The sequence below is a fragment of the Variovorax sp. W1I1 genome (genome assembly GCF_030815625.1).
In the GTDB taxonomy this organism is placed as follows: Bacteria; Pseudomonadota; Gammaproteobacteria; order Burkholderiales; family Burkholderiaceae_C; genus Variovorax; species Variovorax paradoxus_C.
The window spans coordinates 4,429,701-4,455,804 of record NZ_JAUSWZ010000001.1; the positions used below are offsets into that span (position 1 = coordinate 4,429,701).

Below are 26,104 nucleotides of genomic sequence, written 5' to 3' on the forward strand. Positions count from 1 at the left end.
GATTTCACGCGGCTCCGCGTGCCTTGAGCCGGATCAGCATGGCAGCCGCGGCAGCCTGCTCGCCGGCGCGGCGCGAGCCGCCGATGCCGCGTTCGCGAAGGCCCAACTCGGGCACCTCGCACTCGACATCGAAAGTCTGTTTGTGCGCTGCACCCAGCGTCGCCGCCACGCGATACATCGGCAGCTTCATTTTGTGGCCCTGCAGCCATTCCTGCAATTCGGTTTTCGGGTCCTTGGCCGCCGCTTCCATGCGCGGAGTGATCTCGACCGATTCGTACAGGCGGCGCACCAGCGCCTCGGCGGCTGCAAAGCCCGCATCGAGGTAGACCGCACCGATCAGCGCCTCGAGCGCGTCGGCCAGGATCGAGGGTCGATTCGGACCGCCCGAACGCGCCTCGCCCTCGCCGAGCCGCAGCAGCGGCGACAGCTGAAGTTCGAGCGCCAGGCGGTGCAGGGTGTCCTGTTTGACCAGGTTGGCCCGCACCCGCGACAAGTCGCCCTCAGGCAGGGCCGACAGTCGCGTGTACAGCAGGTGCGACACCGCCAAGTTGAGCACCGAATCGCCGAGAAACTCCAGGCGCTCGTTGTGGTCGGCCGAGAAACTGCGGTGCGTGAGCGCGAGCTGCAGCAGCCGCGTATCGGAGAACGAATGCTTGAGGCGCGCCTGCAGCGCGACGAGGCTGCCGTCCACCTTTTTCAGCGCCGCGTTCAGCGGGTCTCGCCCTTGTACTTGAGCGTCAGGTAGGCCGGGCCGAACAAGGGAATCTCGCGTTCGTAGGCATACGAGACGACAACCTTGTCGCCGACCTTCTTGATGTCGAGATCGCGGCCGCTGACCGACTTGAAGTCGTCGATGGCCTGGGCACGATCGAAGATGGCGCGCACTTCGGGCACCGTCGCGCCCTCCTTGGCCTTGTTGGCGGCCTTGTCGATGGCCTGCCATTCGATCAATGTCGGAATGACCTGCGCGACGACCACGCCCAGGCAGCCAAGTACGACCGCAACGAACAGCAGGCCGATGAACGAAATGCCGCGCTGGTGCGCGGCCCTGCTGCGGATGGACCGGTTTGCTCTCATGCCCTCTTACCCCTCGAACAGTGTTGATGACTGCTTATTGAAATGGACCGATGCGGCCGAAATCGCCGAAATTCATCCAGACGAAGAAGGCCCTGCCCACGATGTTCTTGTCTGGAACGAAGCCCCAGAAGCGCGAATCCGCCGAATTATCGCGGTTGTCGCCCATCATGAAATACTGGCCGGCGGGCACCTTGCAGACCACGCCTTCGACGGAGTAGCGGCAGTTCTCGCGGAACGGGAAGTCGCTGGCGCCCGGCACGAAGGACGGTGCGCCTTCGTCATTGAGGATCTTGTGCTGCTTGTCGCCAAGCTTCTCGTCGAATTGCTTGAGCAGTCGCATCGATTCGCCGTCGAGGTAGTCGGGCGCCGCGTCCTTGGAGACCGGCTGGCCGTTGATCGTGAGCTTCTTGTTCAGGTAGGCCACTTCGTCGCCCGGGATGCCGACCACACGCTTGATGTAGTCCATGCTGGGCTTGGGCGGATACCGGAACACGACCACATCGCCACGCGCAAGCGGCGTGCCGTCGGTGATCTTGGTGTTGATGACCGGCAGGCGCAGGCCGTAGGTGAACTTGTTGACCAGGATCAGGTCGCCGGTCAGCAGCGTGGGCATCATCGAGCCGGAGGGAATCTTGAAGGGCTCGTAGAGGAACGAGCGCAAAAGAAACACCACCAGGATCACCGGGAAGAGGCCCGCCGTCCAGTCGAGCCACCAGGGCTGCATCAGCAGTCGCTCGCTGGCCTTGGTGTCGGCCGTGTCGACCTGGGTGATGCCCTGCCCGGCCAGCCGCGCATTGCGCTCGGCCATCGAGGCTTCGAGCCTGGCGGCAGCCGCCTCCCGCTTTGGCAGGAAATAGAAGCGCTCGGCCAGCCAGTAGAGGCCGGTGACCACCGCGGCCACGAACAGCAGCAATGCGAAGTTGCCTTCGATCGCGCCGAAATACCAGGCGCCGACATAGCTGGCGAATGCCGCAAGGACCAGGGAGGTGATGAGTGCCATTTTTTGATCAGTCTTCGACTTGCAGAATCGCCAGGAAGGCCTCTTGCGGGACCTCGACGGAACCGATCTGCTTCATTCTTTTCTTGCCCGCCTTCTGCTTCTCGAGCAGCTTCTTCTTGCGGGTGATGTCGCCGCCGTAGCACTTGGCCAGCACGTTCTTGCGGAGGGCCTTGATTGTCTCACGCGCAATGATGTTGACCCCGATGGCGGCCTGGATCGCCACGTCGAACATCTGGCGCGAAATGATCTCGCGCATCTTCGATACCACCGCCCGGCCGCGGTACTGCGACTGGGTGCGGTGAACGATGATCGAGAGCGCATCGACCTTCTCGCCGTTCAGCAGGATGTCGACCTTGACCACGTCGGACGCGCGGTACTCCTTGAACTCGTAGTCCATGGAGGCATAGCCCCGGCTGACCGATTTCAGCTTGTCGAAGAAGTCGAGCACGATCTCGCCGAGCGGCATCTCGTAGGTCAGCATGACCTGACGGCCGTGGTAGGCCATGTTCATCTGCACGCCGCGCTTCTGGTTGGCCAACGTCATGACGGCGCCGACGTATTCCTGCGGCATGTAGAGATGCACCGTCACGATCGGCTCGCGGATCTCGCTCATCTTGCCGACGTCGGGCATCTTGGACGGGTTCTCCACCATGATGACTTCACCGTCGTTGCGCACCACCTGGTAGACCACGCTGGGCGCGGTCGTGATGAGGTCCTGGTCGAACTCGCGCTCCAGACGCTCCTGCACGATTTCCATGTGCAGCAGGCCGAGGAAACCGCAACGGAAGCCGAAGCCCAGCGCCTGGCTCACCTCGGGCTCGTAGCGCAGCGATGAATCGTTGAGCTTGAGCTTTTCGAGCGCGTCGCGCAGCGAGTCGTACTCGCTGGCTTCGGTCGGATAGAGACCGGCAAACACCTGCGGCTGGATTTCCTTGAAACCCGGCAGCGCCTCGGTGGCTGTGGCAGCGGCGCCGCCCGTGCCCGCCTTGATCAGCGTCACGGTGTCGCCGACCTTGGCGGCCTGCAATTCCTTGATGCCCGCGATGATGAAGCCCACCTCGCCCGCCTCGAGCGAAGCGCGCGGTTCGGTGGCGGGCGTGAAGACACCGATGTTGTCGGCGTTGTACATCGCGCCGGACGCCATCATCTTGATGCGCTCGCCCTTCACCAGCCGGCCATCGACCACGCGCACCAGCATGACGACGCCGACGTACGGATCGAACCAGCTGTCCACGATCATCGCGCGCAGCGGGCCATCGGGGTTGCCGCGCGGCGCCGGCATCTTGTGCACGATGGCTTCGAGGATCTCGTCGATGCCGAGACCGGTTTTGGCGGAACACGGAATCGCATCGGTCGCGTCGATGCCGATGACGTCTTCGATTTCGGTGCGCGCGTTGTCGGGATCGGCGTTCGGCAAATCCATCTTGTTGAGCACCGGCACCACTTCGACGCCGAGGTCGAGCGCGGTGTAGCAGTTGGCCACCGTCTGCGCTTCGACGCCTTGCGATGCATCGACGACGAGCAGCGCACCTTCGCATGCCGACAGCGAGCGGCTCACTTCATAAGAGAAGTCGACGTGGCCCGGCGTGTCGATCAGATTGAGGTTGTAGACCTGTCCATCGAGTGCCTTGTAGTGCAGCGCGGCGGTCTGTGCCTTGATGGTTATCCCACGCTCTTTTTCGATGTCCATCGAGTCGAGCACCTGCGCTTCCATCTCGCGTTCTGCGAGGCCGCCGCAACGCTGGATCAAACGGTCTGCGAGCGTCGACTTGCCGTGATCGATGTGCGCAATGATCGAAAAATTTCTGATGTGATTCATCAACGGGAACGCTTAAGTACTTGAATTGGCTCGTGCCCAGCAGTGAGCGGGCAAGAAAAAAGGGCGCGTCTTCTGGAGACGCGCCCTGAACCAACAAGCAATGGCAACTGCAGTAGTTGGAACTTCATTGTAGGCAAAAAGGGAGGCACGTACATCCGGGAACAGGGTCCAAAGGGCTCGTTGCGGGTCCACAACATCAAAGATATATACAGGTTATCCACAGAATCGGTGGAGCAGTCTATGAACAACTTGTGGGCGATCTGTGGAGCACCGGTGGACTGCTGTCTGACATCTCGCATCGTGAAGGTCGTTGCACTCCTTATGCGCTGACCGGCCGCCGCAAGTGCTCTATTCTACCGAAAACCGTCCTTAGCCCTCAAAAATGTTAGTGAGCGCAAACAAAAATCGAGGTGTTTGGAGGCCCAGATTTTTTTAGGGACCTGCGCCTGATCGTCGTAAACACCTCAAAAAAACGGCCCCAAACCCGACTGCCGGGTGGGGCCACTTGACGGCGGCGCCGTATCAGCGTCCGGGACGGATCAGGGCGTATTGCGCCCAGTCGCCGCGACGGAACAGCACGCTGAGTGCCTTGCTCTTGTCGGCCTTGGCCAGTGCGGCCTCGAATTCGCGGGTGTTGGCCACCTCGATGTTGCCCACGGCCAGGATGATGTCGCCTTCACGCAGCCCTGCACGTGCAGCACCTTCGCTGGCGGCATCGACCTTCACGCCGCCCTTGAGCTTGAGCTCCTTCTTCTGCGCATCGTTGAGGTCGCTCACGGCGAGGCCGATCGACTTGGCCGCGGCGGAAGCCGAGGGCTTTGGCGCTGACTCGTCGCGATCGGACGCGCGCTTGGCCGGCTTGTCGGGCTCGATCTCGGCAATGGTCACGCTCAGGTCGCGCGAGTTGCCGCGGCGGAACACCGTGAGCGTGCTCTTCGTGCCGGGCTTGGTGTTGCCCACCAGACGCGGCAGGTCGCTCGGCTTCTCGATGGCCTTGCCGTCGAACTTGGTGATGACGTCGCCCGGCTCCACGCCGGCCTTCTCGCCCGGCGAGCCGGCTTCGACGCCGCGCACCAGCGCGCCCTGCGCCTTGCTCAGGCCGATGGCTTCGGCCACATCCTTCGTGACCTGGTCGATCTGCACGCCGATGCGGCCGCGGGACACGCGACCCGAGGTACGCAGTTGCTCGCTCACTCGGATCGCCTCGTCGATCGGGATCGAGAACGAGATGCCCATGAAGCCGCCCGAGCGCGAGTAGATCTGGCTGTTGATGCCCACCACTTCGCCGCGCATGTTGATCAGCGGGCCGCCCGAATTGCCGGGGTTGATGGCCACGTCGGTCTGGATGAACGGAAGGTATTCGCCGGTGTCGCGCTGCTTGGCGCTCACGATGCCGGCCGTCACGGTGTTCTCCAGCCCGAAGGGCGAACCGATGGCCATCACCCATTCGCCGACGCGCAGCTTGGAGATGTCGCCGACCTTCACCGCGGGCAGGCCCGTGGCTTCGATCTTGACGACAGCGACGTCGGTGCGCTTGTCGGCGCCCACGATCTTGGCCTTGAACTCGCGCTTGTCTGGCAGCGTGACCAGCACTTCGGAGGCGTCTTCCACGACGTGCGCGTTGGTCATGACGTAGCCATCTGCCGTCAGGATGAAGCCGGAGCCGACACCGCGCGGGCGCTCCTCTTCCTGGGGCTGCTGCGGCCTGTTGGGACGCGGCCCCTGGCGCGGCGTGCCCGGCGCGGGCTGCCCGAAGAAACGACGGAAGAACTCCTGCATCTCCTCGTCCATCTCGCCGTTGCCGGCGCCGCGCTGGGCGACCTTCTCGACCGTACGGATGTTGACGACGGAGGGGCCGACCTGGTCGACCAGATCGGTGAAGTCAGGCAGCGTGCGCGTTTGCGCGTGGACGGGCTCGACCGGAAGGAAAGTGGCCCCGGCTGTGAGTGCGAGCGCGAAAGCCAGCACGCCGGAACGAAGCTTGTGTCCCTCGACTTTGAACATCATGGGTTTTCTTTCAAAAGAACAGAGAGCGGCTAAAACAACAAAGGGCTATGAGTCTGCGTTGCGAGCTTGGTTCAGCGCAATCCGCGGGGCAATGGCCAGCCAGTGTGTCAACGCGTGCGGGCGAGGCTTTGGGCGAATGCGTTGAGCGTTTGCGGCGGCACTTCGCCTACCGCGGTCAGCCACCAGTCGCTCGCAGGTTCGGGCAACCGCCGGCGGATGGCGTTGGTGGCGCCGATGGTCAGCACGCCGTCCCGCGGCGCGCGCGCGGCATCGTAGCGCTCGATGAAAAGCGAGACCGAGGCCAAGCCGTCGGAGAAGGTCCACTGGACCGTGGCCGCATCCTGCTTCGATTTGTCGCTGCTGGTAGCGGGCCGGCGGAAGAAACTGCGGGGCTTGAAGCCGGCCACGGGCGCGCTGAGCGTCCAGCCTTCATCCTGTGCGGTCGTGCGCTCGAGCTCGAGCTTTTCGACGCGGTAGCCCGCGGTGTTGGTCATCATCTGCGCGAGCGCCTGCGCCTTCACCGGCGCATCGAGCTGCAGTTCGGAAAACGCCGACTGCTCCACCACCCGCGATTCGCTGTCGATGGTCTGCAGCTTCACCACCAGGCCCGAACGGCGCTCGCTCCAGATGCGATAGCCGAAACGCAGGCCGTCGTGCGGCACCAGTTGCACCACATCGGCATCGAAGCCGGCCACGCGGTCCTTGCCGATCGCGCGCACGTCGTAAAAATCGCCGATCGACGAATCGGTCTTGTCCGGCAGGTTGGGAAAGAGATCGAGGTTCTCGCGCTTTTCCACCTTCACGACCTTCGCCTCGGGCAGGAAGGTCATGACATTGCGATTGCGCCGAAAGGTCGAGCGCGGCGGCCCCGACAGGGCTTCGATGCGCTCGATCTGGTGATCGCCGTCCCTCACATGCCAAATGCGCGCGCTCGACAGGTCGCCGCCCGGCGCCGACACCACGAAGGTGCCCACGTAGTTGCGTTGCCGCGCACCGGTGTGCATGCGCTGCAGCCAGTCGGCCACGCTCATCGCCGGCGGCTCGTCCGTCTGTGCCGAAGCCGCATTCTTGGTGGTCGCCGGCCCTGAGCGGTTTTGTGCGGTGGCAACCTGCGCGAAGCAGAAGGCTGCAAACACAAGCACGAACGCGCGTGCGGAGATCGGCATCTGAACGGTCATTGCGGGCAGTGACGGGCGCGCGATCAGCGCGTAGGTCCCTCGAAGGTGGCGTTGCGCAGGAAACCGGAAGGCATTTGCGAAGCGCCGCCGGCCTGCTGGTGCGCTTCGAGCAGTTGATCGAGGCGCGGATCACGCAGCATGACTTGTGGATTGCCGTTGCCGACCATCACGCGGGTCGGCGTCAGCGTGGTGCCTGCGGGCTGCTGGCTGTTGACGGCCGCTGCCGCCAGAACCGAATTCACCGCCGGCTGCTGCTGCGCCGCGATCTGCGCGCCAGCCTGCGAACCGGCCGTGCCGCTGCCGATCAGCGTCCAGCTGATCGCTGCCACGGCGACCATCGATGCGGCGCCTGCCACCAGCTTCCATCGGAAGACCGGCTCATTGGCCGCATCGGCCCTGCGTTGGACCTGAACGGCGACCGGTGGGGTCACCGGCTGCAGCGCAGGCATCGCGACCACCGGCTCCGCGGCCAGCCGCTGCTGGAAGCGCGCGAGGAACGCCGCACTGTCGCTGCACGGCGAATGAGAACCCGAGCGCAGCACATCGCCCACCACGTGGTACGCATGCCAAGCCGCGCGCGACTCGCCCTCGGTGCAGACGGCTTCGATCGCCTCTGCGAACGCCTCGCCCTGCAAATGACCATCCGCAAGTGCGGACACCTGTTCCCGAACCGTCATCGTCTGATTCATTTCATTCACCTGCTTACTTACCAACGCTTGCCGGACTGGTTGTCGAGCAGCGGTTTGACCCTGGCCGAAATGGCTTCGCGCGCCCGGAAAATACGTGAGCGCACCGTGCCGATAGGGCAATCCATGACCTCGGCAATCTCTTCGTAACTCATCCCCTCGATCTCGCGCAGCGTGACGGCCTGGCGCAACTCGGCAGGGAGCGCTTCCATGGCCGCCTCGACGGCGCTGGCGATTTCATTCGCCGCCATGACCGATTCGGGGGTTTCGTCGCTGATTGGTTCGTTTCCGGGACGGTAAGTTTCATCGTCGTCCTCAGAAGAAGGCCTCAGGGCGCTTTCGGAGATGGTCGGATCGCGCTTCATGTCCACCAGCGCCTTCTTGGCGGTGTTGACCGCGATCCGGTAAAGCCAGGTGTAGAACTGCGCCTCGCCACGGAACTGATGCAGCGCGCGGTAGGCGCGAATGAAAGTTTCCTGGGCAATGTCCTCGACCAGGTCGACATCGCGCACCATGCGGCCGATCAGCCGCTCGATGCGGCGCTGGTACTTGATGACCAGGAGTTCGAAGGCCTTCTGGTCGCCCGCGACCGTGCGCTGGACCAACTGGAAATCGACCTCGCCCGGGCGCGGCGCCTCGGCCGACGCGTCGGTCAGGCCGGACTCCGGCGGTACGGGCGGGGGAGATGTTGTCATCGACGGGATTTCAGGGCGCGTCGGCGGGAGCCGTTGCGCGCCACGGATCGCCCGTGGGCTCGGCGGCCGGCGCGCGCGAATAGACCGCCCGACGCACATCGCGCCAGCGCTCCGGCATGGCCCGCTGCTCGAGCCAGACCCAGCGCGCGGCGCGGCTAGGCTCCGAGAGCCTGACCAGCATCAGCGACTGAAAATCGAGCGCGACCATGGCCCGCGCTGCGCGAACACCACGGGTCGGATCGGCCCCCGTCAAGGACCAATAGAGCCCGTCGAAGTGCAGTGTGGCGGTGCCATCGCGCCGCAAGCCGAAGCCCGCGGCCACGCCAGAGAAGACGACGCTGAGAACCAGCAGCAATTGGCGCCATCCCGCGCTATCAAAGAGATAGCAGGATGCGCCTGCGCAGCAGGCACCCAAGGTCCAGAGAACGACAAGAATCCGGGTAGCGCCACGTGAGCGCCCCACCGGATAGGTCACCGACGGCGCGCTGTGCATGAGAGAGCAATGCTCAAGCGCGCTTGAACACCAGCGTGCCGTTGGTGCCGCCGAAGCCGAAGTTGTTCTTGACCGCGACATCGATCTTCAGATCGCGCGCCTCGTTGGCGCAGTAGTCGAGATCGCACTCCGGATCCTGGTTGAAGATGTTGATGGTCGGCGGGCTCTTCTGCTCGTGCAGCGCAAGCACCGTGAACACCGATTCGATGCCGCCCGCGCCGCCCAGCAAGTGGCCGGTCATGGACTTGGTCGAATTCACAACGAGCTTCTTCGCGTGATCGCCGAAGGCGAGCTTGACCGCGTTGGTCTCGTTGAGGTCGCCGATCTGCGTCGAGGTGCCGTGCGCGTTCAGGTACTGGACCTGGTCGGCATTGACACCCGCGTTGGCCAGTGCCATCGCCATCGAACGGCGGGGGCCGTCGACGTCGGGCGCGGTCATGTGGTACGCGTCGCCAGTCAGGCCGAAGCCCGCGACTTCCGCGTAAATCTTGGCGCCGCGCGCCTTGGCGTGTTCGTACTCCTCGAGCACCAGCACGCCGGCGCCCTCGCCCAGCACGAAACCGTCGCGGTCCTTGTCCCACGGGCGCGAGGCCGTGGCGGGATCGTCGTTCCGTGTGCTCAGCGCGCGAGGCGCGGTGAAGCCGCCGATGCCGAGCGGGGAAATGGTCGACTCGGCGCCGCCGGCGATCATGACGTCGGCATCGCCGTACTCGATCATGCGTGCCGACGTGCCAATGGCATGCAGGCCCGTGGTGCAGGCGGTGACGACGGCGATGTTCGGGCCTTTGAAGCCGTACTTGATCGACACATGCCCCGAGATCATGTTGATGATCGATGCCGGCACGAAAAACGGCGAAATGCGGCGCGGGCCGCGGCTCGCGTATTCGGCGTGCGTCTCTTCGATCATCGGCAGACCGCCGATGCCCGAGCCGATGTTGCAGCCGATGCGAACGGCCTTTTCATAGGACAGCGCTTCGCCGGTCGGCAGTCCGCTGTCCTGCACCGCCTGGATGGCGGCGGCAAGCCCCAGATGAATGAAGCGGTCCATGTGACGCGCTTCTTTCTCCGAGATGTATTGGGTGATGTCGAAACCCTTCACCTCACCGGCGAACTTGCAGGCGAAGGCGCTTGCATCGAACGCGGTGATGTTCGCAATGCCCGACTTCCCGGCCAACAAGTTGGCCCAGGATTCGGTTGCGGTGTTTCCGACAGGAGCGATGCAACCGAGTCCGGTCACGACGACGCGGCGTTTGGTCATGCCGGCAAACCTTTCTGGAAGCGCTGAACAGTTGCTGGTCGGCGCGTGCGGTTCGATAAAAAGCCGCCGGCCGCAATCGCAGTGTCAGCTGGCCAATCAGGCCTTTTGATTCTTGGTGGCGTAGTCGACGGCGTTTTGCACCGTGGTGATCTTCTCGGCATCTTCATCGGGGATCTCAATGCCGAACTCGTCTTCGAGTGCCATCACGAGTTCGACCGTGTCGAGCGAGTCAGCGCCGAGGTCGGCCACGAAGGCCTTTTCGTTCGTCACTTGGGACTCTTCCACGCCGAGTTGCTCGGCGATGATTTTCTTGACACGTGCTTCGATATCGCTCATTTGGTTCCCTCTGAGGGTTGTAGGTAATCGGTGGATTTTAGCCGGGCGGATTGTGGCATTTGCCTCACCCCCGGTACGGGAAAAGATTGCGCCTTGCGGCTACATGTGCATGCCGCCATTCACATGCAACTCCTGCCCGGTCACGTAGGACGCCTGGGGCGATGCGAGGTACGCCACCGCATGCGCGATGTCGGCCGGCTTGCCCAGATGTCCCAGCGGGATCTGCTGCAGAAGTGCTTGTTGCTGCGCCTCGGGGAGGCTTGCCGTCATGTCGGTTTCGATAAAGCCCGGCGCGACGCAATTGACGGTGATGTTACGGCTGCCCAGTTCGCGGGCCAGGGCGCGGGTCATGCCCGCGACGCCCGCCTTGGCGGCTGCGTAGTTGGCCTGGCCGGCATTGCCGGAGGCGCCCACCACGCTCGTGATGCTGATGATGCGGCCGTAGCGCTGCTTCATCATCGGGCGGATCACCGCGCGCGAGAGGCGGAAGACGGCCTTGAGATTGGTGTCGAGCACCGCATCCCAGTCGTCGTCCTTCATGCGCATGGCGAGCGTGTCGCGCGTGATACCGGCGTTGTTGACCAGCACATGGATCGCGCCGTAGGCCTGCACGATCTCATCGATCAGCGCCTCGACGGCTGCGGCGTCATTCACATTGAGTGCACGGCCACGACCATCGAATGCGCTCAGGGCCGAAGTGATCTTTGCAGCGCTGTCTTCGGTGGTGCCGGTGCCGACGACCTTCAGGCCGGCGCTGCGCCAGCTCGAGCGCAATCGCTGCGCCGATGCCGCGCGATGCGCCGGTGACCAGGGCGACTTGCCCTTCGAATTTGGGAATGCTCATATAAAAAGTATCGGGGCCTTGCGCCGTTCAGCCGGCGAGCGATTGTCGGGTGTCCGCGAGCGTCGCCGGGTCGTACACCGACGTAGCTTCCAGATCGGGGGCGATGCGCTTGACCATGCCGGCCAGCACCTTGCCGGGCCCGCACTCGATGATGGCGGCTACACCGCGCAGTTTCAAGGCCTGCACGCTTTCGACCCAGCGAACCGGGCCGGCGGCCTGACGCACCAGGGCGTCGCGGATGCGATCCGGATCATTCTCGACAGCCACGTCGATGTTGTTCAGCACCGGAATCTGAGGCGCGGCGAGCGTGAGGGTGGCGAGCTTTTCGCGCAGCGCCTCGGCAGCGGGCTTCATCAGACTCGAATGGAATGGCGCCGAAACGGGCAGCAGCAGCGCGCGCTTCGCACCATTTGCCTTGAGCAGTTCGCAAGCCTTGTCGACAGCGGCCTTGCTGCCGGCGATCACGGTCTGCGCAGGGTCGTTGAAATTCACGGCCTCGACAATCTCAGCACTGCCTGCGCCGAAGGAAGCCGTCGCTTCTGCGCAGCCCGCCACGACCTTGCCGGACTCCATGCCCAGCACGGCAGCCATGGCGCCGACACCGACAGGAACGGCCTGCTGCATGGCCTGTGCACGGAAACGCACCAGCGGGGCGGCTTGCGCCAGCGTCAGCACGCCGGAAGCCACCAGCGCCGAGTACTCGCCGAGCGAATGACCTGCCACGACGGAAGGCGTCGCGCCGCCTTCGGACAGCCAGGCACGCCAAGCCGCGACACCGGCAACCAGCATCACGGGCTGTGTGTTGGTGGTGAGTGCCAGCTCTTCCTTGGGGCCGTTCTTGATCAGCGCGCCGATGTCTTCGCCCAGCGCTTCGGAAGCTTCGCGCAGCGTTTCGGCCACGGCCGGATGGTCGCCCCAGGCGTCGAGCATGCCGACAGCCTGCGAGCCCTGACCCGGAAATACAAAAGCAAAGGATTTCATTGTTCTATGCGTCATATCGCATCGCAGCCCTGAAGAGGACCACAAATACGCTACAGATTGAGCAGCACGGCGCCCCAGGTGAAACCACCGCCCACGCCTTCCAGCATGAGGGTCTCGCCCTTCTTCACCTTGCCGGAGCGCACTGCCTCGTCGAGCGCCAGCGGAATCGAGGCGGCAGAGGTGTTGCCGTGCTCGTTGACCGTGACAATCAGCTTCTCGCGTGGCAGCTTCAGCTTCTTGGCCGTGCCTTCCATGATGCGGATGTTGGCCTGGTGCGGAATGAGCCAGTCGATATCCGCCTCGGTCTTGCCAGCCTTGGCCAGCGCAGTTCGCGCCGCCTCTTCGAGCACCCGAACCGCCAGCTTGAAGACGGCCTGGCCGTCCATGTGCAGCAGCGGCGTGCCCAGCACATTGCCGCCGGACACATGACCCGGCACACAAAGAATGCCGACATGCTTGCCGTCGGCATGAAGATCGCTCGACAGGATGCCGGGCTCGTCGCTGGCCTCGAGGACCACCGCACCCGCGCCGTCGCCGAACAGCACGCACGTCGTGCGGTCGTTGAAATCGAGGATACGGGAGAACACTTCGGCGCCGATCACCAGCGCACAACGCGCGGTGCCGGTGCGAATCATCGCGTCCGCTACGGTCAGCGCATAGACAAAGCCGCTGCAGACCGCCTGGACGTCGAACGCCGGGCAGCCGGCAATGCCAAGCTTGTTCTGAAGGATGGCGGCCGACGACGGAAACACCATGTCGGGCGTCGAGGTCGCGACGATGATCAGGTCGACATCGCTCGCCTTGCGGCCCGCAGCTTCGAGGGCGTGCTTCGCAGCTTCGAGACCGAGATCGCTGCTGCCGACGTCCGGCGCGGCAAAGTGGCGCGCGTGGATGCCAGTGCGCTCGACGATCCACTGATCGGAGGTTTCGATTCCGCGCGACGCCAGTTCCTTGGCGAGATCGTCATTGGTCACGCGGCGTGGGGGCAGATAGCTGCCGGTGCCGGTGATGCGTGAAAAAGGGGTCATCAAACGTGAAGGGCCGTCGCGTCGACCGGCACCGCCGGTTCCTGCCGCGCGAGCAAAGGCGCGGCGTGGGCGATGCGGGCCCGCACGCGATCGAGCAGGTTGTTGCGAGCGGCATCATAAGCGCGATCCAGCGCATGTCCGAAAGCCACTTCGTCGGCCGAGCCATGGCTCTTGAAAACCAAGCCGCGAAGACCCAACAAGGCCGCTCCGTTGTACCGACGGTGATCCAGGCGGCTTTTGAACGCTTTTAGAACCGGATAGGCAACAATTGCCGCAGCCTTCGTAAAAACGCTCCGCGAAAATTCAACGCGAATGAACTCGCCGATCATCGAGGCGACGCCCTCACTAGCTTTCAGGGCCACGTTTCCGACGAAGCCATCACAGACGACGATGTCGGTCGTGCCCTTGAAAATATCATTGCCTTCGACGTTGCCGTAGAAGTTCAAATCTTTGGAATTAGCAGCTGTACGCAGCAGTTGGCTTGCCTTTTTGATCGTTTCGCTGCCCTTGATAGCCTCTTCGCCAATATTGAGCAGACCGACCGAAGGCGCCTCGTTCCCAGTCAGCGCCGAGACCAGCGCCGAGCCGAGCACTGCGAACTGAAGCAGATCCTCGGCATCGCAATCGACGTTCGCACCCAAATCGAGCACGGTGGTCGCGCCACCTTTCGCATTCGGAAGTTGCGGCGCGATCGCGGGACGATCGATGCCGTCGAGTGTCTTGAGCAGGTAGCGCGCGATCGCCATCAAGGCGCCGGTGTTGCCGGCGGAAATGGCCGCTTGAGCGGCGCCGTCCTTGACCTGCTGGATCGCAACGCGCATCGAAGAGTCTTTCTTCTTGCGCAATGCGATTTCAATGGGATCGTCCATACCCACCACTTCGCTGGCGGCAACGATGCGAGCGCGTGGATGTGCGGCGAACCCCGCCAATGCGGCTGGCGCACCAACCAGCAGCAACGAGGCTTCGCTGTGCCGCTCGAGAAACGCGCGGCAGGCCGCGAGCGTGACACGCGGCCCGTGGTCGCCCCCCATGCAATCCACGGCAAGCGTGATTGCGGAAGGCGCAGCAGTGAATTCGGGAGAAGAAGGCGTAGCCATCAAAACAAAGGCCCGACGCTACAGGAAAAGTAGCTTCGGGCCTTGGCCTTGGAGTGCGAAATCAGGCTTCGGACTTGTTCTTGAGCACCTGACGGCCACGGTAGAAACCGTTCGGGCTGATGTGGTGGCGCAGGTGCGTTTCGCCAGTGGTCGGTTCCACGGCGATACCGGGCACGACCAGTGCATTGTGGGAACGGTGCATGCCGCGCTTGGAAGGCGACTTCTTGTTTTGCTGGACGGCCATGATGGCTCCTGGACTGTTAGGTGAGTGACTGGATACGGGCTCAAGCGGTGGCAATACAAAAAAGTGAGCGGCATGTATGGAATGCCCCTGTTTGTCATCTCTGTATCGCTGCTCACGGCGGCGCGCGCGAAGCCCATGATTATAGCCTAGGCGCCGGGAAAGGGCTACTTGCCCTCATCCGGCTTGCGCGAACGCAACGTTCCAAGCACCGCGAACGGGTTCGGCTTGGCTTCCTCGGCTGCGTTGAAATCCTCATCGCTGGAGGACAAGCGAACCGGCTCGGGGCAGACGTCGTGGACGGGCATGACGGGAATTTCCATCAACAGTTCGTCCTCGATCAGGGTGTGAAGGTCGAAATCCCTGCTGATGACCAGCAGGTCTTCGTCGGCTTCATCGTCTTCGGCCTCCGCCGTGGCTTCGTCGGCAACGAAACGGAACCAGCGGTCCACCACGAGTTCCGTGTCGACGGGTGCCAGGCAGCGCTGGCAAGTCAGTGGAACGATCGCCTCGGCTTCCAGGTGCAGCCAGGGCGCGGCCTTGCCGTCGGCGCCCGGGCGTTCCTCGCCGGTGGCTTCCCAGTGGACGACGGCGCTAGCGGCCGGATCCGCCAGTTCAGCCACAAGGCGCATGTAGTTAGGAACCGGGTCGGCGGCATTCAGGGTTGCGGCTGCGGCGGCGAAGCCGGCCACGTCGAGCCGTTCGGGGGCAAATTCTCTCTTCATCCGCGCCAGTCTAGCGCGCCAACAGCTTCGCTGGCAGGGTGCGAGCCAGAAGGTTTTTGCGTGGCTCACGCACAATCCTCCCCATGCAACGCCCCGTGATCCTCGCCTCGACCTCGCGCTATCGCCGCGAACTGATGAACCGCCTGCACCTGCCCTTCGATGTGCACGCCCCGGAAGTCGACGAAACCGCGCTGGTCGGCGAAACGCCCCGCGCCCTTGCCGAACGCCTTGCTCTGGAAAAAGCCAACGCCGTCGCCGCCCGCTTTCCCGAAGCGGTGGTGATCGGCTCCGACCAGGTGGCCGACCTCGCCGGCGAGGCGCTCGGCAAGCCCGGCGACCATGCCCGCGCCACCGCCCAATTGCGCCGGATGCGCGGACAGACGCTGATATTCCAGACCGCAGTCGCCGTCGTCTGCCACGCCACCGGCTTCGTTCAGCGCGACCTGGCGCCCGTGCGCGTCGTGTTCCGTGAGCTCAGCGACGCCGCCATCGACCGCTATCTGCTAGTCGAGCAGCCCTACGACTGCGCCGGCAGCGCCAAGAGCGAAGGCCTCGGCATCGCCCTCTTGAGCGCCATCGACAGCGACGATCCGACCGCATTGGTCGGCCTCCCGTTGATCCGCACCTGCCAGATGCTGCGCGCCGCGGGGGTCGAACTCCTGTGACCCACGGCAAGCTCTACCTCGTTCCCGCGCCGCTCGATTTCGGCTGCGACGTCCAGGCTCCCCTGCAGGACGCGCTGCCGCTCGGCACCCTGCAGGTGGCCGCCGGCATCACGCACTGGATCTGCGAGAACGCGAAATCCGCCCGTGCCTACCTCAAGCGCATTGACGCGGTCGCGCCGCTGGCCGCTCCGCTGCAGGCGCAGGTCATCCAGGAACTGCCGCGCGAAGTGCACAAGAAAGGCGATCACGCCGGCCAGTTCGACGCCCGGCCGCTGCTGGCCGCCGCGCTCGAAGGCCACGACGTCGGCTTGCTGAGCGAAGCCGGCATGCCGGCGGTGGCCGATCCGGGCTCCTCGGTGGCGCGCGCCGCGCACGACCTGGGGATCACTGTCGTGCCGCTGACCGGCCCGGTCTCGTTGCTGCTGGCGCTGGCTGCGAGCGGCCTGAATGGCCAGAACTTCGCCTTCGTCGGCTACCTGCCGCAGGACGCGAGCGAGCGCCAGACCCGCATCCGCGAGCTCGAAGCGATTGCTCTCAAGACCGGCCAGACGCAGCTTTTCATAGAAACGCCCTATCGCAATGCTGCCCTGCTGCAAGCCTTGGTCCAAACGATGCACCAGAACACCCGCCTCGCCGTCGCGCGCGGCCTGACCCTCGCAACTTCCCATGTGCGCAGCGAAACGGTGAAATCCTGGCGCGCCAAGCCACAGACCGCAACCGACGAACGCCTGCCCGCCGTGTTCGCGATCGGGCGCTGACGATGGTGGTGGTGACCGCCGGCACGCGCTGGGCCTCGCGCGCGCAGTTCTTTTCTTCCGGCTTCATCTTCGCGACCTGGGGCGTGCATGTGCCCACGGTCAAGGCGCACTACGGCCTGGACGAAGCCCAACTCGGGCTGGCCCTGCTCGCCGCAGGCGCCGGCGCCATGTTCGGCCTGACCAGCGCGGGCCGCTGGATCGGCCGCCACGGTCCGCGACGGATCGCCGTCCTTTCGGGCTGCGTCTATGCGCTGCTGCTCGCCGGCTTGATCGCCATGCCGGGCTACTTCGCGCTGATGGGTTTGCTGGCCGCGTTCGGCCTCGTCACCAGCGTGTTCGACGTGGCCATCAACACTGAAGCGGCGCAGCTCGAAATGCAAAGCGGCACGCCGCTGATGAGTGGCATGCACGGCATGTTCAGCTTGGGCGGCATGGCAGGCGCCGCGAGCGGCAGTGCAGTGCTTGCAGCGGGAATGGGAGCACAGACGCACCTGCTGCTCGTTGCCGCGGTGATGGTGCTGCTGGTTGCCCTGTCCTCGACACGCATGCTGCCCAAGGCGGCCACGGGCAACACAACCGGCGCCGACCACAGCTTTCGCCTGCCCCGCGGCCCGCTCGCGGTGCTCGGCGTTCTGGCCGCACTGGGCCTGATCGCCGAAGGCGCGATCTACGACTGGAGCGTTCTCTATATGCAGCAGGAGCTCGGCAGCCCGCAGAAGCAGGCGGCGCTGGCGTATGCGGCCTTCTCCGCGGCCATGGCGGCTGCGCGTTTCGGCGGCGACGCGATGCGCGCCCGCTTCACCCCGGTTGCCTTGTTGCGTGGAAGCGGTGTGCTCGCGGCGGCCGCGATGACGCTGGTGCTGCTGACAGACCTGCCCTGGCTCGCGCTGGTCGGCTTCGCAGGCGTCGGAGTCGGTTTTGCGAACGTGGTGCCGATCCTGTTCGGCGCTTCGGCCCGCGTTCCGGGTGTCGAACCTGCCAGCGGCATCGCTTCGGTTTCGGCCGTGGCTTATCTGGGATTCATGGCCGGCCCCGCGGTGATCGGCCTGCTGGCGCGGGCCAGTTCACTGACTGCCGCGCTCTATGTGGTGGTGATCTTCGCCGCAGCGCTGGCTGCCTCGGCCCGCTTCACGCGCAGCGAAGAAGCGGGCTGAGAGCTCTGATCTGCTTCAGCGCAACGCAGGCGTCGCGACCTGCAGCGAGCGCACCGAGGCTTCGCCCATCGCGGCGCCGAACTTCTTGGCCAGCTTCTCGGCCACGTTGTCGCGGCGGGTGTAGTCGATGACCTCTTCGGCCTTGATCACCTCGCGCGCCACGAAGTCGACGTTGCCGAGCTGATCGGCCAGGCCGTACTCGACCGCCTGCTCGCCGCTCCAGAAAAGGCCGCTGAACAGGCCCGGGGTGTCGAGCTTCAGCCGATCGCCGCGGCCGGTCTTCACCACGTTGATGAACTGCGCGTGGATCTGGTTGAGCATCGTCTGGGCGTGTGCACGCTGCGCATCGCTCATCGGGCTGAACGGATCGAGGAAGCCCTTGTTCTCGCCAGCGGTGAGCAGGCGGCGCTCCACGCCGACCTTGTCCATCACGCCGGTGAAGCCGAAGCCGTCCATCAGCACGCCGATGCTGCCGACGATGCTGGCCTTGTCGACGAAGATCTTGTCGGCGCCGGCGGCAATGTAATAGGCGGCCGAAGCGCAGGTCTCCTCGACCACCGCGTAGACCGGCTTCTTGTGCTTGGCCTTCAGGCGCTTGATCTCGTCGTTGATGATGCCGGCCTGCACCGGGCTGCCGCCCGGCGAGTTGATCAGCAACACCACGCCCTTGGCGCCTTCGTCCTCGAAGGCGGTCTTCATGGCGGCCACGACGAACTCGGCGCTGGCGTCGCCGCCCGCGGCGATCTCGCCCTTGATCTCGACGACGGCCGTGTGGGCCGTGGTCTTGGCTGTGCTCGGCGTGCTGCGCGAGAGCGCGAACCAGGCCAGGAAGATGAAGAACGCGAGCCACGAAAGACGCACGAAGGTCTTCCAGCGGCGTGTGGCCTTCTGCTCGCCGAGCGCGGCGAAGGCGAGCTTTTCAAGCGTTGCGCGTTCCCAGCCGGGGCGCTGTGTAGGGTCTTGAGCCATGTTCTTGGGGGTGGTGAGGGGAGCTACCGGTTCCAACGGATCGAAACCCTCGGGGTCCCTGCGATTCGGGTCGGTCATGTGTCAGAAGGTGAGAGGTTGGAGGTTCCAGGCAGTATGCCAGTGCACCACGCCGTCTCGTTCGCTCAAGGCGATCTTCACGAGGCCGCCGCGGCAGGGGCCGCCCATGCATTCGCCGGTGTCGGGCTGGTAGACCGCGCCGTGAGTGGCGCACAGCAGCCACTGGCCGGTGTCGTCGAAGAAGCGGTCGGGCTGGAAGTCCATTTCCATCGCCACATGGCTGCACCGGTTGAGGTATGCATGAGGCTGGCCCTCGAAGCGCACCGCGAAGGCGCGGCAGGTTTCGCCGCCGTGAACCACATCGAAGGGCACAGCCCGGCCGCCCTCGACCAGGTCCGTGGCGTTGCACAACGGGATGCACTCTTCGCTCATGACGAAATCTTCAGGCGTTGTCGAGGAGCCACGTTTCGAGCGCGGGCACCGAATGGGCGACGAACAGCGGCTTGAACTCGTCGAAGCTCGACGGCTCGTGCGCGCCGTAGCTCACACCCACGCTGGCGCAGCCGGCATTCGTTGCCAGCTGCAGATCGTGCGTGGTGTCGCCGATCATCAGCGTGCGCTCGGCGGGCACGTCGAGTTCTTCCATCAGCTCCAGCAGCATGCGCGGATGTGGTTTGCCGAAGGTCTCGTCGGCGGTGCGCGAGGCATCGAAGCGGTCGCGCAGGGCGACGGACTTCAGCGCCTCGTTCAGCCCGCGTCGCGACTTGCCGGTGGCCACGGCCAGCTTGTGGCCGCGCGCGCGCAGGGCGTCGAGCATCTGCAGCACGCCGTCGAACAGCACCAGGTCATCTTGATGTTGCAGATAGTGGTAGCGGTAGCGCGCGCCGAGCTCGGCGTACTTTTCCTTCGGCACATCGGGCGCCGCGCGCGCGAGCGCCTCCGCGAGCCCGAGGCCGATCACCCAGGCGGCGTCGTTCTCGGTGGGCTTGGCGCCGCCGACATCGATTACCGCGGCCTGGATGCAGCGCACGATCAGGCGCGTGGAGTCGTAGAGCGTGCCGTCCCAGTCGAAGGCGATCAGGTCGAAGCGGGGAGGTCTGGCGGAAGAATCAGTCATGGGCCGTGGGAGTGGGGTGTTGGGCCAGCGCCTGGAGCGCGGAAGGCGGCATCAGCGCGTGCAGTTCGGGCGGCAGGTCGGCCTGCAGCGCAACGCGCTCGCCACCCGCCGGGTGATTGAACTGCAAGCGCCATGCGTGAAGAAACATGCGCTTCAAGCCGAGCTTCTGCAACGTGCGCTGGCGGTCGAAGTCGCCGTATTTGTCGTCGCCCGCGATCGCGTGGCCGGCCGAGGCCAGGTGCACGCGGATCTGGTGGGTGCGGCCGGTCTTGATCGTCACCGCCAGCAATGACAGCGGTGTGGCGTCGCCCGGCAGCGTGAGCCGCGCGAGCACGCGAACCAGCGTGATGGCGCGCATCGCGTCGGGATGGTCCTTGGCGACCACGCGCACGCGGCGTTCGCCGGCACCGGCGCCGGAACCGTCGGGCAACAAATACTTGGCGAGCGGCGCATCGAGCACCTTCTTGTTGACGGGCCAGTCGCCTTCGACCAGCGCCAGGTAGGTCTTGCCCGTTTCGCGCTCGCGGAACTGGTCCTGCAGCGCGACCAGCGCGCTGCGCTTCTTGGCGACCAGCAGGATGCCGGAGGTTTCGCGGTCCAGCCGGTGGACCAGTTCCAGAAATTTGGCGCCCGGTCGCGCGGTGCGCAACTGCTCGATCACGCCGAAGCTCACGCCGCTGCCGCCATGCACCGCGACGCCGGCGGGTTTATCGATGGCCAGCACGGCATCGTCTTCGAGCAGCACCGGAAATTCGCGGGCCGGTGCCGGAGGTGTGGCGCCCTCTTCCGCGCGCGGCGAAATCCGCACCGGCGGAAGCCTGAGTACATCGCCGACCTCGATGCGAGTCTCGGCCTGGACGCGCCCTTTGTTGATGCGCACCTCGCCCGACCGGATGATCCGGTAGACATGCGTCTTCGGCACGCCTTTCAGATGACGGAACAGGAAGTTGTCAAGCCGCTGCCCCGCGGACTCCGCGTCGACGGTGATGAATTTGATGGCTCCATGCGCGCCTGCCTCGGCCCCGGCATTTCGATCTGCGGGATTTGGAGCGGTCTCGGGGCTTTGCTTCGCACCTATAATGTTTTTCACCAGCGCGGTCGTGTAAGTGCTTGATTAGACAGAAGTTTAGAGCACTGACGATCATGCTGTGAGGTCGATGCCGCTTTGGCGCCGAGCTGCAAACCCCGCGCAATTGCGCAAAGTGGCAGGCCCGGCACCCAAGTCAAGCCGACACCCACGAAACACCGATACGGAATACCCAGCCTGCAGCTTCCAAGCTGCCGGCGGATCGAAGCGAGTCCCTTGTTGTGTTGATGCTGCTGATTCAAATATGCCTTCGCTGGCCGACCTGGCTTCTGCCAGCGGCCTCCGGCATTGAATCATCCGCAGCGCGCGCTCCCCTTGCGCAACCGGCCATCGAAAAGGTGGCCACTCAACACCGAATCTGGCTCGCGCCCATCCACGCGCCCCCACCCCGGCTGTCTTCTTGAGCTGACGCTCGAGAGGCCTGCTCGCGCCTGGCGCGGCAGCGACAGCATCCGGGGCCAAGCGGCAATTCCCTGGTTTCGCGGGCGTCGTCCGTGCATCGTTGGCTCGTCAAGAGCCGGTAAACGATACATATAAGGACAACGCATCATGAAGCGGATGCTGATCAATGCCACGCAAGCCGAAGAACGGCGCCTGGCCATCGTCGACGGGCAAAAGCTCCTCGACTACGAAATCGAGATCGAAGGGCGCGAACAGCGCAAGGGCAACATCTACAAGGCGGTCGTGACCCGCGTCGAGCCCAGCCTCGAAGCCTGTTTCGTCGACTACGGCGAAGACCGCCACGGTTTCCTGCCGTTCAAGGAAATCTCCAAGCAGTACTTCGCCGAAGGTGTGTCGGCCAGCCAGGCCCGCATCCAGGATGCGATCCGCGAAGGCCAGGAACTCACCGTCCAGGTCGAAAAAGAAGAACGCGGCAACAAGGGCGCGGCCCTCACCACCTTCATCTCGCTGGCCGGCCGCTATGTCGTGCTGATGCCGAACAACCCCCGCGGCGGTGGCGTTTCGCGCCGCATCGAGGGCGACGACCGCGCCGAGCTCAAGGAGGCGATGGACCAGCTCGAGTACCCCAAGGGCATGAGCATCATCGCGCGCACCGCCGGCATCGGCCGCTCGGCGCCCGAACTCCAGTGGGACCTGAACTACCTGCTCAAGCTCTGGTCCGCCATCGACGGCGCGGGCAAGGGCGGCAAGGGCGCCTTCCTGATTTATCAGGAATCGTCGCTCGTCATCCGCGCGATCCGTGATTACTTCAATCACGACATCGGCGACATCCTGATCGACACCGACGACATCTACGACCAGGCGCAGCAGTTCATGGCGCACGTCATGCCCGAGCATGCCGCCCGCGTGAAGCGCTACCGCGACGACGCGGCCCTGTTCAGCCGCTTCCAGATCGAGCACCAGATCGAATCGGCCTACGCCCGCACCGTGCAGTTGCCCTCGGGCGGCGCCATCGTGATCGACCACACCGAGGCGCTGGTCTCGGTCGACGTGAACTCGGCCCGCGCCATCAAGGGCGGCGACATCGAAGAAACCGCCACCCGCACCAACCTCGAAGCCGCCGACGAAGTGGCCCGCCAGATGCGCCTGCGCGACCTGGGCGGCCTGATCGTCATCGACTTCATCGACATGGACGAGTCGAAGAACCGCCGCGAAGTCGAAAGCCGCCTGCGCGACGCGCTGCGGCAAGACCGCGCCCGCGTGCAGTTCGGCTCGATCAGCAAGTTCGGCCTGATGGAAATGAGCCGCCAGCGCCTGAAGCCGGCGCTGAGCGAAGGCTCGTCGATCCCCTGCCCCCGTTGCGGCGGCTCGGGCCACATCCGTGACACCGAATCGAGCGCGCTCCAAATCCTGCGCATCATTCAAGAAGAGTGCCTGAAGGACAACACGGCCGCCGTGCATGTCCAGGTGCCGGTCGAAGTGGCTTCGTTCCTCTTGAACGAAAAGCGCCCCGAAATCGCCAAGATCGAACTCAAGCAGCGCGTCACCGTGCTGATGGTGCCCAACAAGACGCTCGAAACGCCCAACTACAAGCTCGAGCGCCTCAAGCACGATGATCCGCGCCTCGATCACATCGAAGCCAGCTACAAGATGGCTGACGAGATCGAAGATCCGACGGCAGTCACCCGCCGCTCGCAGGAGCCGACCAACAAGCAGACGCCGGTCATCAAGGGCGTGCTGCCCGACGCACCCGCGCCGGTCGTTCCGCCTAAGCCCGAAGCGGTGCGTGCGCCTGTCGCGGCACCCGCACCGGTCGCACCGCCTGTCGTGAGCGCGCCGGTTCCGGCGCAGGGCGGCTTCTTCGGCTGGATCAAGAGCCTGTTCGGCGGCGCGCCCGCTGAAGCGAAGGCGCCCGCACCGGCTGCGATTCCGGTCGAGGCACCGAAGCCCCGCCGCGATGGCCGTCCGGGCCGCGATGGCGAAGCCCGCGGCGGTGCGCGTGACGGCGAACAGCGCCGTGGCGGCCGCGGTGGCGAAGGCCGCGGCGAAGCGCGCGGTGAAGGCGGCGAACGCCGTGGTGGCCGTGACGGCGAACGCCGCGGCGGCCGCGGTGGCGAGCGCCGCGAAGGTGGCCGTGGCGAAGGACGCAGCGAAAACCGCGAAGGCCGCAGCAGCGAACTGCGCAACGACGCAGCCGCAGGCCAACCGCGTGAACAACGCGAGCCGCGCGAACAGCGTGAACCCCGCGAACCGCGTGAGGCACGCGCCCCGCGCGACGGCGAACAACGCCGTGGCGGCCGTGGCGAGCGCCGCGAAGGCGAAGGCCGCAATGCACCGGCCGAGGCACTGGTCGACGGCAACGTCAACCTCGAAGCCCAGCAGGCAGCGCCCGGCGCCGACGAAGGCAACGCAGCGGAACGCGCACCGCGCGCTCGCGGCGAGCGTCGTGAACGCGGCGAGCGCAGCGACCGTGGCGAACGCGGCGAGCGCAGCAACGACCGCGGCGGCGAACGCAACGGCGACGCACAACCGCGCGGCGAAGCCATCGCCGGTGACGACGCCTCGCAAGGCGAACGCCAGCCCCGCAACGGCCGCGACGAGCAACGCGCCCTGCGCGGTGACCGTGCCGAACGCGGCGAGCGCAACGACGGCCGCCGCGAGCGCCGCAACGACGCACCGCCCGCCGCCAACGAAGGCGAAGCGCGCGTGGCCGAAGTGGCCTCCGCCGATGGCGAACAAGGCGGCGACAACGCGGGCAACGACCAGGCACCGCGCCGCGAAGGCGAAGAACAGCGCCGTGGTCGTTCGCGTGACCGTTACGGCCGCGATCGCCGCGAACGCGGTCCGCGCGACGAGAACGAAGCCAACAACGCAGCCGAGACACCGGCAGCCGAAGGCGCCGTCGCAGCGGCCATGGAAGCCACCGGCGAATCGTACGAAGCGCCGGTCGCCCGCCAGCAGCAGCAACTGCCGCTGGCGTCGGAATCTGTCGCCGAACGCCAGGTGAGCAAAGTCGCCGCAGCCCCCGAAGTGCGCGAACCCGCACCGCAGCAGCAGCCGCGCTTCGAGCGCCCTGCAGCCGCGCCGGTCGCAGCGCCCATCGTGGTCGAAACCGCCAAGGCAGTACCCGCCGGCAACGGCCGCGCCCTGCCCAAGGTGCAGGCCTTCGAACTGCCGCTGAACGAACTCGCGCAGATCGCCGAGAGCTCGGGCCTGCAGTGGGTCAACTCGGATGCCGATCGCATCGCGCAAGCGCGCGCCGCGATCGCCGCCGAGCCGAAGCCGGTACATGTGCCGCGCGAACGCCCACCGGTGATCGTGCTCGACGAAGGTCCGCTGGTGCTGATCGAAACCCGCCGTGACCTCGGTTCGATGTCACTGCCGTTCGAGAAGACGGCCACCGACGCGCAGGCGCCAGGCGCGCACTGAGCACCACCAAGCAAGCTCGAAGCTTGCAAATGAAGAACGGCGCCCCTGATCTGGCGCCGTTTTTTTATGCCCGCGCGCCGACCGCCAGGTCGGGCATCTCCAGGATCATCTGGCCGAAGCGGCAGGCGCACGGCGTCTTGCCGCTCTCGCTCCAGATCAGCGCGAACTCGACGCTCGGCAGCGGCGGCAGGCCGTAGCGGCCGTCGACGATCTTCATGCCCGGCTCGACCTCTTCGCGCGTGAGCACCGTCACCGCGAGCCCCGCGAGCACGGCCGCGCGAATGCCTTGCGGGCTGGCCGAGGTGAAGACCACGTGCCAGTCGATGGCGGTGAGATCGAGCGCCGACCCGGCCACCTGCCGGTTGACGCAGGGCTTGGGAAAGAAGGCCAGCGGCAGCGATGCGCCCTTCGGCGCCTCGAAGGTTTCGGCCGCGGCCCAGACCAGCTGCGTGCGCCGCAGGCACGTGCCCTCCGCCACGTTGGGCGGCGACATCACTACCGCAAGATCGAGCTCGCCGGACCGGATCGCTGCGCGCAGGTCGGTGTGCATGCTCACGCAGACCTCCATCCGCACCGCCGGAAACGCCCGTGCGAATTGCGACAGCAACGGCGGCAGGCGGTCGCCCATGAAGTTGTCCGGCACGCCGAAACGCACCGCGCCCGTGATCGGCGAGGGCTGGAAGCGCCGCGTCATCGCGTCGAGCGTGTCGAGGATCTGCTGCGCATAGCGCAGGAAATCCTCGCCGTCTTCCGTCACGGTGAGGCGGCGCGTCGTGCGGTGCAGAAGCTGCCGGCCCACCTGCTCCTCGAGCTTGCGGATCTGGTGGCTGACAGCGGACTGCGTCAGGTGCAGCCGCTCGGCCGCGCGCGTGAAGCCGCCGGTTTCCTTGACAGCCACGAAGGCGCGCAGGAGCGTGGGGTCGAAGTCCATGGGTCGGCAATAAATGACGGTTTGAAATGAATCTCAGGAAATTAAATCATTTCCATCATGAAGATGCTTTCCACAGAATCGCCCGGACCTGATTCCGGAAAGCCTTTCG

General features: G+C 65.3%; 25 protein-coding genes and 1 pseudogene. 4 read left to right on the forward strand and 22 right to left on the reverse strand.

Translation table 11 applies throughout. The features are described 5' to 3' along the window. Window positions 1-4: 4 nt before the first annotated feature. The 17 genes and pseudogenes from rnc to QFZ83_RS20935 form a co-directional block, all read right to left on the reverse strand. The gene (gene rnc, locus QFZ83_RS20855; protein ID WP_306879781.1) at window positions 5-691 is read right to left on the reverse strand and encodes a ribonuclease III; all 687 of its coding nucleotides are present in this window, start codon (window positions 689-691) and stop codon (window positions 5-7) included. A 17-nt stretch (window positions 692-708) separates the two neighbouring features. Further along, window positions 709-1,077, reverse strand: coding sequence for a DUF4845 domain-containing protein (locus tag QFZ83_RS20860; RefSeq protein WP_013539994.1), 369 nt, complete (start codon window positions 1,075-1,077; stop codon window positions 709-711). 34 nt (window positions 1,078-1,111) lie between these two features. Next, complete coding sequence (lepB, locus tag QFZ83_RS20865; RefSeq protein WP_307509674.1) at window positions 1,112-2,077, reverse strand: signal peptidase I; 966 nt, start codon at window positions 2,075-2,077, stop codon at window positions 1,112-1,114. Between the two features lie 7 nt (window positions 2,078-2,084). Beyond that, window positions 2,085-3,896: a translation elongation factor 4 gene (gene lepA / locus QFZ83_RS20870; protein ID WP_013539992.1), complete on the reverse strand. Its 1,812-nt coding sequence runs from the start codon at window positions 3,894-3,896 to the stop codon at window positions 2,085-2,087. Window positions 3,897-4,418: 522 nt separating this feature from the next. Next, window positions 4,419-5,903: a DegQ family serine endoprotease gene (locus QFZ83_RS20875; protein ID WP_307509677.1), complete on the reverse strand. Its 1,485-nt coding sequence runs from the start codon at window positions 5,901-5,903 to the stop codon at window positions 4,419-4,421. A 107-nt stretch (window positions 5,904-6,010) separates the two neighbouring features. Beyond that, window positions 6,011-7,081, reverse strand: coding sequence for a MucB/RseB C-terminal domain-containing protein (locus tag QFZ83_RS20880; protein ID WP_306879788.1), 1,071 nt, complete (start codon window positions 7,079-7,081; stop codon window positions 6,011-6,013). A gap of 23 nt (window positions 7,082-7,104) precedes the next feature. Next, window positions 7,105-7,770 carry a sigma-E factor negative regulatory protein gene (locus tag QFZ83_RS20885; RefSeq protein ID WP_306879790.1) on the reverse strand — a complete coding sequence of 222 codons (666 nt, stop codon included), beginning with the start codon at window positions 7,768-7,770 and terminating at the stop codon, window positions 7,105-7,107. 17 nt (window positions 7,771-7,787) lie between these two features. Beyond that, on the reverse strand, window positions 7,788-8,462 hold the full coding sequence (gene rpoE / locus QFZ83_RS20890; protein WP_080898215.1) for an RNA polymerase sigma factor RpoE: 675 nt from the start codon (window positions 8,460-8,462) through the stop codon (window positions 7,788-7,790). Window positions 8,463-8,472: 10 nt separating this feature from the next. Then, entirely contained in the window at window positions 8,473-8,817 is a 345-nt protein-coding gene (locus tag QFZ83_RS20895) for a hypothetical protein (RefSeq protein WP_307509682.1), read from the reverse strand. Window positions 8,818-8,968: 151 nt separating this feature from the next. Next, window positions 8,969-10,213, reverse strand: coding sequence for a beta-ketoacyl-ACP synthase II (gene fabF, locus QFZ83_RS20900; protein WP_013539986.1), 1,245 nt, complete (start codon window positions 10,211-10,213; stop codon window positions 8,969-8,971). 96 nt (window positions 10,214-10,309) lie between these two features. Then, the gene (gene acpP / locus QFZ83_RS20905) at window positions 10,310-10,549 is read right to left on the reverse strand and encodes an acyl carrier protein (RefSeq protein WP_007830471.1); all 240 of its coding nucleotides are present in this window, start codon (window positions 10,547-10,549) and stop codon (window positions 10,310-10,312) included. A gap of 99 nt (window positions 10,550-10,648) precedes the next feature. Next, window positions 10,649-11,393, reverse strand: a pseudogene (fabG, locus tag QFZ83_RS20910) (3-oxoacyl-ACP reductase FabG). Between the two features lie 27 nt (window positions 11,394-11,420). Beyond that, window positions 11,421-12,374, reverse strand: a complete 954-nt coding sequence (fabD, locus tag QFZ83_RS20915) for an ACP S-malonyltransferase (protein WP_306879811.1) — start codon at window positions 12,372-12,374, stop codon at window positions 11,421-11,423. Window positions 12,375-12,424: 50 nt separating this feature from the next. Beyond that, window positions 12,425-13,402, reverse strand: a complete 978-nt coding sequence (locus QFZ83_RS20920) for a beta-ketoacyl-ACP synthase III (RefSeq protein ID WP_306880271.1) — start codon at window positions 13,400-13,402, stop codon at window positions 12,425-12,427. Then, window positions 13,402-14,499 (reverse strand): phosphate acyltransferase PlsX, encoded by a 1,098-nt coding sequence (gene plsX / locus QFZ83_RS20925; RefSeq protein WP_306879813.1) that lies wholly within the window; start codon window positions 14,497-14,499, stop codon window positions 13,402-13,404. The genes QFZ83_RS20920 and plsX overlap by 1 nt, the downstream gene beginning before the upstream one ends. A 61-nt stretch (window positions 14,500-14,560) precedes the next feature. Next, window positions 14,561-14,743 carry a 50S ribosomal protein L32 gene (rpmF, locus tag QFZ83_RS20930; protein WP_007830466.1) on the reverse strand — a complete coding sequence of 61 codons (183 nt, stop codon included), beginning with the start codon at window positions 14,741-14,743 and terminating at the stop codon, window positions 14,561-14,563. Between the two features lie 164 nt (window positions 14,744-14,907). Further along, window positions 14,908-15,465, reverse strand: coding sequence for a DUF177 domain-containing protein (locus tag QFZ83_RS20935; protein WP_306880272.1), 558 nt, complete (start codon window positions 15,463-15,465; stop codon window positions 14,908-14,910). A gap of 83 nt (window positions 15,466-15,548) precedes the next feature. Between QFZ83_RS20935 and QFZ83_RS20940 the strand changes: the two genes are divergently transcribed. The 3 genes from QFZ83_RS20940 to QFZ83_RS20950 are packed head-to-tail and all read left to right on the forward strand — an operon-like array spanning window position 15,549 to window position 18,042. Further along, entirely contained in the window at window positions 15,549-16,130 is a 582-nt protein-coding gene (locus QFZ83_RS20940) for a nucleoside triphosphate pyrophosphatase (RefSeq protein WP_307509686.1), read from the forward strand. Next, window positions 16,127-16,888 carry an SAM-dependent methyltransferase gene (locus tag QFZ83_RS20945; RefSeq protein WP_307509690.1) on the forward strand — a complete coding sequence of 254 codons (762 nt, stop codon included), beginning with the start codon at window positions 16,127-16,129 and terminating at the stop codon, window positions 16,886-16,888. Before QFZ83_RS20940 ends, QFZ83_RS20945 begins: the two co-directional genes overlap by 4 nt. A gap of 2 nt (window positions 16,889-16,890) precedes the next feature. Then, window positions 16,891-18,042 (forward strand): MFS transporter, encoded by a 1,152-nt coding sequence (locus QFZ83_RS20950; protein ID WP_307509693.1) that lies wholly within the window; start codon window positions 16,891-16,893, stop codon window positions 18,040-18,042. A gap of 15 nt (window positions 18,043-18,057) precedes the next feature. Here QFZ83_RS20950 and QFZ83_RS20955 read toward each other — a convergent pair whose 3' ends face one another. From QFZ83_RS20955 to QFZ83_RS20970, 4 genes are read right to left on the reverse strand one after another with little or no spacing between them, the layout of a single operon-like run. Next, a complete protein-coding gene (locus QFZ83_RS20955; protein WP_307509696.1) occupies window positions 18,058-19,089 on the reverse strand; it encodes a S49 family peptidase in 1,032 nt (343 codons plus the stop codon). A 3-nt stretch (window positions 19,090-19,092) separates the two neighbouring features. After that, window positions 19,093-19,461, reverse strand: coding sequence for a Rieske 2Fe-2S domain-containing protein (locus QFZ83_RS20960; RefSeq protein WP_307509699.1), 369 nt, complete (start codon window positions 19,459-19,461; stop codon window positions 19,093-19,095). Window positions 19,462-19,471: 10 nt separating this feature from the next. Then, complete coding sequence (locus QFZ83_RS20965) at window positions 19,472-20,146, reverse strand: HAD family hydrolase (RefSeq protein WP_013539975.1); 675 nt, start codon at window positions 20,144-20,146, stop codon at window positions 19,472-19,474. Next, window positions 20,139-21,236 carry an RluA family pseudouridine synthase gene (locus QFZ83_RS20970; RefSeq protein ID WP_307509703.1) on the reverse strand — a complete coding sequence of 366 codons (1,098 nt, stop codon included), beginning with the start codon at window positions 21,234-21,236 and terminating at the stop codon, window positions 20,139-20,141. The genes QFZ83_RS20965 and QFZ83_RS20970 overlap by 8 nt, the downstream gene beginning before the upstream one ends. 546 nt (window positions 21,237-21,782) lie before the next feature. Between QFZ83_RS20970 and QFZ83_RS20975 the strand changes: the two genes are divergently transcribed. After that, window positions 21,783-25,064, forward strand: a complete 3,282-nt coding sequence (locus QFZ83_RS20975; protein WP_307509706.1) for an Rne/Rng family ribonuclease — start codon at window positions 21,783-21,785, stop codon at window positions 25,062-25,064. Between the two features lie 64 nt (window positions 25,065-25,128). Here the strand turns inward: QFZ83_RS20975 and QFZ83_RS20980 are convergent, their stop codons facing one another. Beyond that, window positions 25,129-25,995 (reverse strand): LysR family transcriptional regulator, encoded by an 867-nt coding sequence (locus QFZ83_RS20980; protein WP_307509708.1) that lies wholly within the window; start codon window positions 25,993-25,995, stop codon window positions 25,129-25,131. Between the last annotated feature and the right edge of the window lie 109 nt (window positions 25,996-26,104).

What these genes read in the sequence shown, in the direction of transcription:
- QFZ83_RS20980 (WP_307509708.1), bottom strand. Translation starts at nt 25,995, where the DNA reads ATGGACTTCGACCCCACGCTCCTGCGCGCCTTCGTGGCTGTCAAGGAA.
- acpP (WP_007830471.1), bottom strand. Translation starts at nt 10,549, where the DNA reads ATGAGCGATATCGAAGCACGTGTCAAGAAAATCATCGCCGAGCAACTC.
- QFZ83_RS20935 (WP_306880272.1), bottom strand. Translation starts at nt 15,465, where the DNA reads ATGAAGAGAGAATTTGCCCCCGAACGGCTCGACGTGGCCGGCTTCGCC.
- lepA (WP_013539992.1), bottom strand. Translation starts at nt 3,896, where the DNA reads ATGAATCACATCAGAAATTTTTCGATCATTGCGCACATCGATCACGGC.
- QFZ83_RS20955 (WP_307509696.1), bottom strand. Translation starts at nt 19,089, where the DNA reads ATGACCGACCCGAATCGCAGGGACCCCGAGGGTTTCGATCCGTTGGAA.
- fabF (WP_013539986.1), bottom strand. Translation starts at nt 10,213, where the DNA reads ATGACCAAACGCCGCGTCGTCGTGACCGGACTCGGTTGCATCGCTCCT.
- QFZ83_RS20885 (WP_306879790.1), bottom strand. Translation starts at nt 7,770, where the DNA reads ATGAATCAGACGATGACGGTTCGGGAACAGGTGTCCGCACTTGCGGAT.
- plsX (WP_306879813.1), bottom strand. Translation starts at nt 14,499, where the DNA reads ATGGCTACGCCTTCTTCTCCCGAATTCACTGCTGCGCCTTCCGCAATC.
- QFZ83_RS20860 (WP_013539994.1), bottom strand. Translation starts at nt 1,077, where the DNA reads ATGAGAGCAAACCGGTCCATCCGCAGCAGGGCCGCGCACCAGCGCGGC.
- QFZ83_RS20965 (WP_013539975.1), bottom strand. Translation starts at nt 20,146, where the DNA reads ATGACTGATTCTTCCGCCAGACCTCCCCGCTTCGACCTGATCGCCTTC.
- rpoE (WP_080898215.1), bottom strand. Translation starts at nt 8,462, where the DNA reads ATGACAACATCTCCCCCGCCCGTACCGCCGGAGTCCGGCCTGACCGAC.
- QFZ83_RS20875 (WP_307509677.1), bottom strand. Translation starts at nt 5,903, where the DNA reads ATGATGTTCAAAGTCGAGGGACACAAGCTTCGTTCCGGCGTGCTGGCT.
- lepB (WP_307509674.1), bottom strand. Translation starts at nt 2,077, where the DNA reads ATGGCACTCATCACCTCCCTGGTCCTTGCGGCATTCGCCAGCTATGTC.
- QFZ83_RS20950 (WP_307509693.1), top strand. Translation starts at nt 16,891, where the DNA reads ATGGTGGTGGTGACCGCCGGCACGCGCTGGGCCTCGCGCGCGCAGTTC.
- QFZ83_RS20940 (WP_307509686.1), top strand. Translation starts at nt 15,549, where the DNA reads ATGCAACGCCCCGTGATCCTCGCCTCGACCTCGCGCTATCGCCGCGAA.
- QFZ83_RS20880 (WP_306879788.1), bottom strand. Translation starts at nt 7,081, where the DNA reads ATGACCGTTCAGATGCCGATCTCCGCACGCGCGTTCGTGCTTGTGTTT.
- fabD (WP_306879811.1), bottom strand. Translation starts at nt 12,374, where the DNA reads ATGAAATCCTTTGCTTTTGTATTTCCGGGTCAGGGCTCGCAGGCTGTC.
- rpmF (WP_007830466.1), bottom strand. Translation starts at nt 14,743, where the DNA reads ATGGCCGTCCAGCAAAACAAGAAGTCGCCTTCCAAGCGCGGCATGCAC.
- QFZ83_RS20920 (WP_306880271.1), bottom strand. Translation starts at nt 13,402, where the DNA reads ATGACCCCTTTTTCACGCATCACCGGCACCGGCAGCTATCTGCCCCCA.
- QFZ83_RS20960 (WP_307509699.1), bottom strand. Translation starts at nt 19,461, where the DNA reads ATGAGCGAAGAGTGCATCCCGTTGTGCAACGCCACGGACCTGGTCGAG.
- QFZ83_RS20975 (WP_307509706.1), top strand. Translation starts at nt 21,783, where the DNA reads ATGAAGCGGATGCTGATCAATGCCACGCAAGCCGAAGAACGGCGCCTG.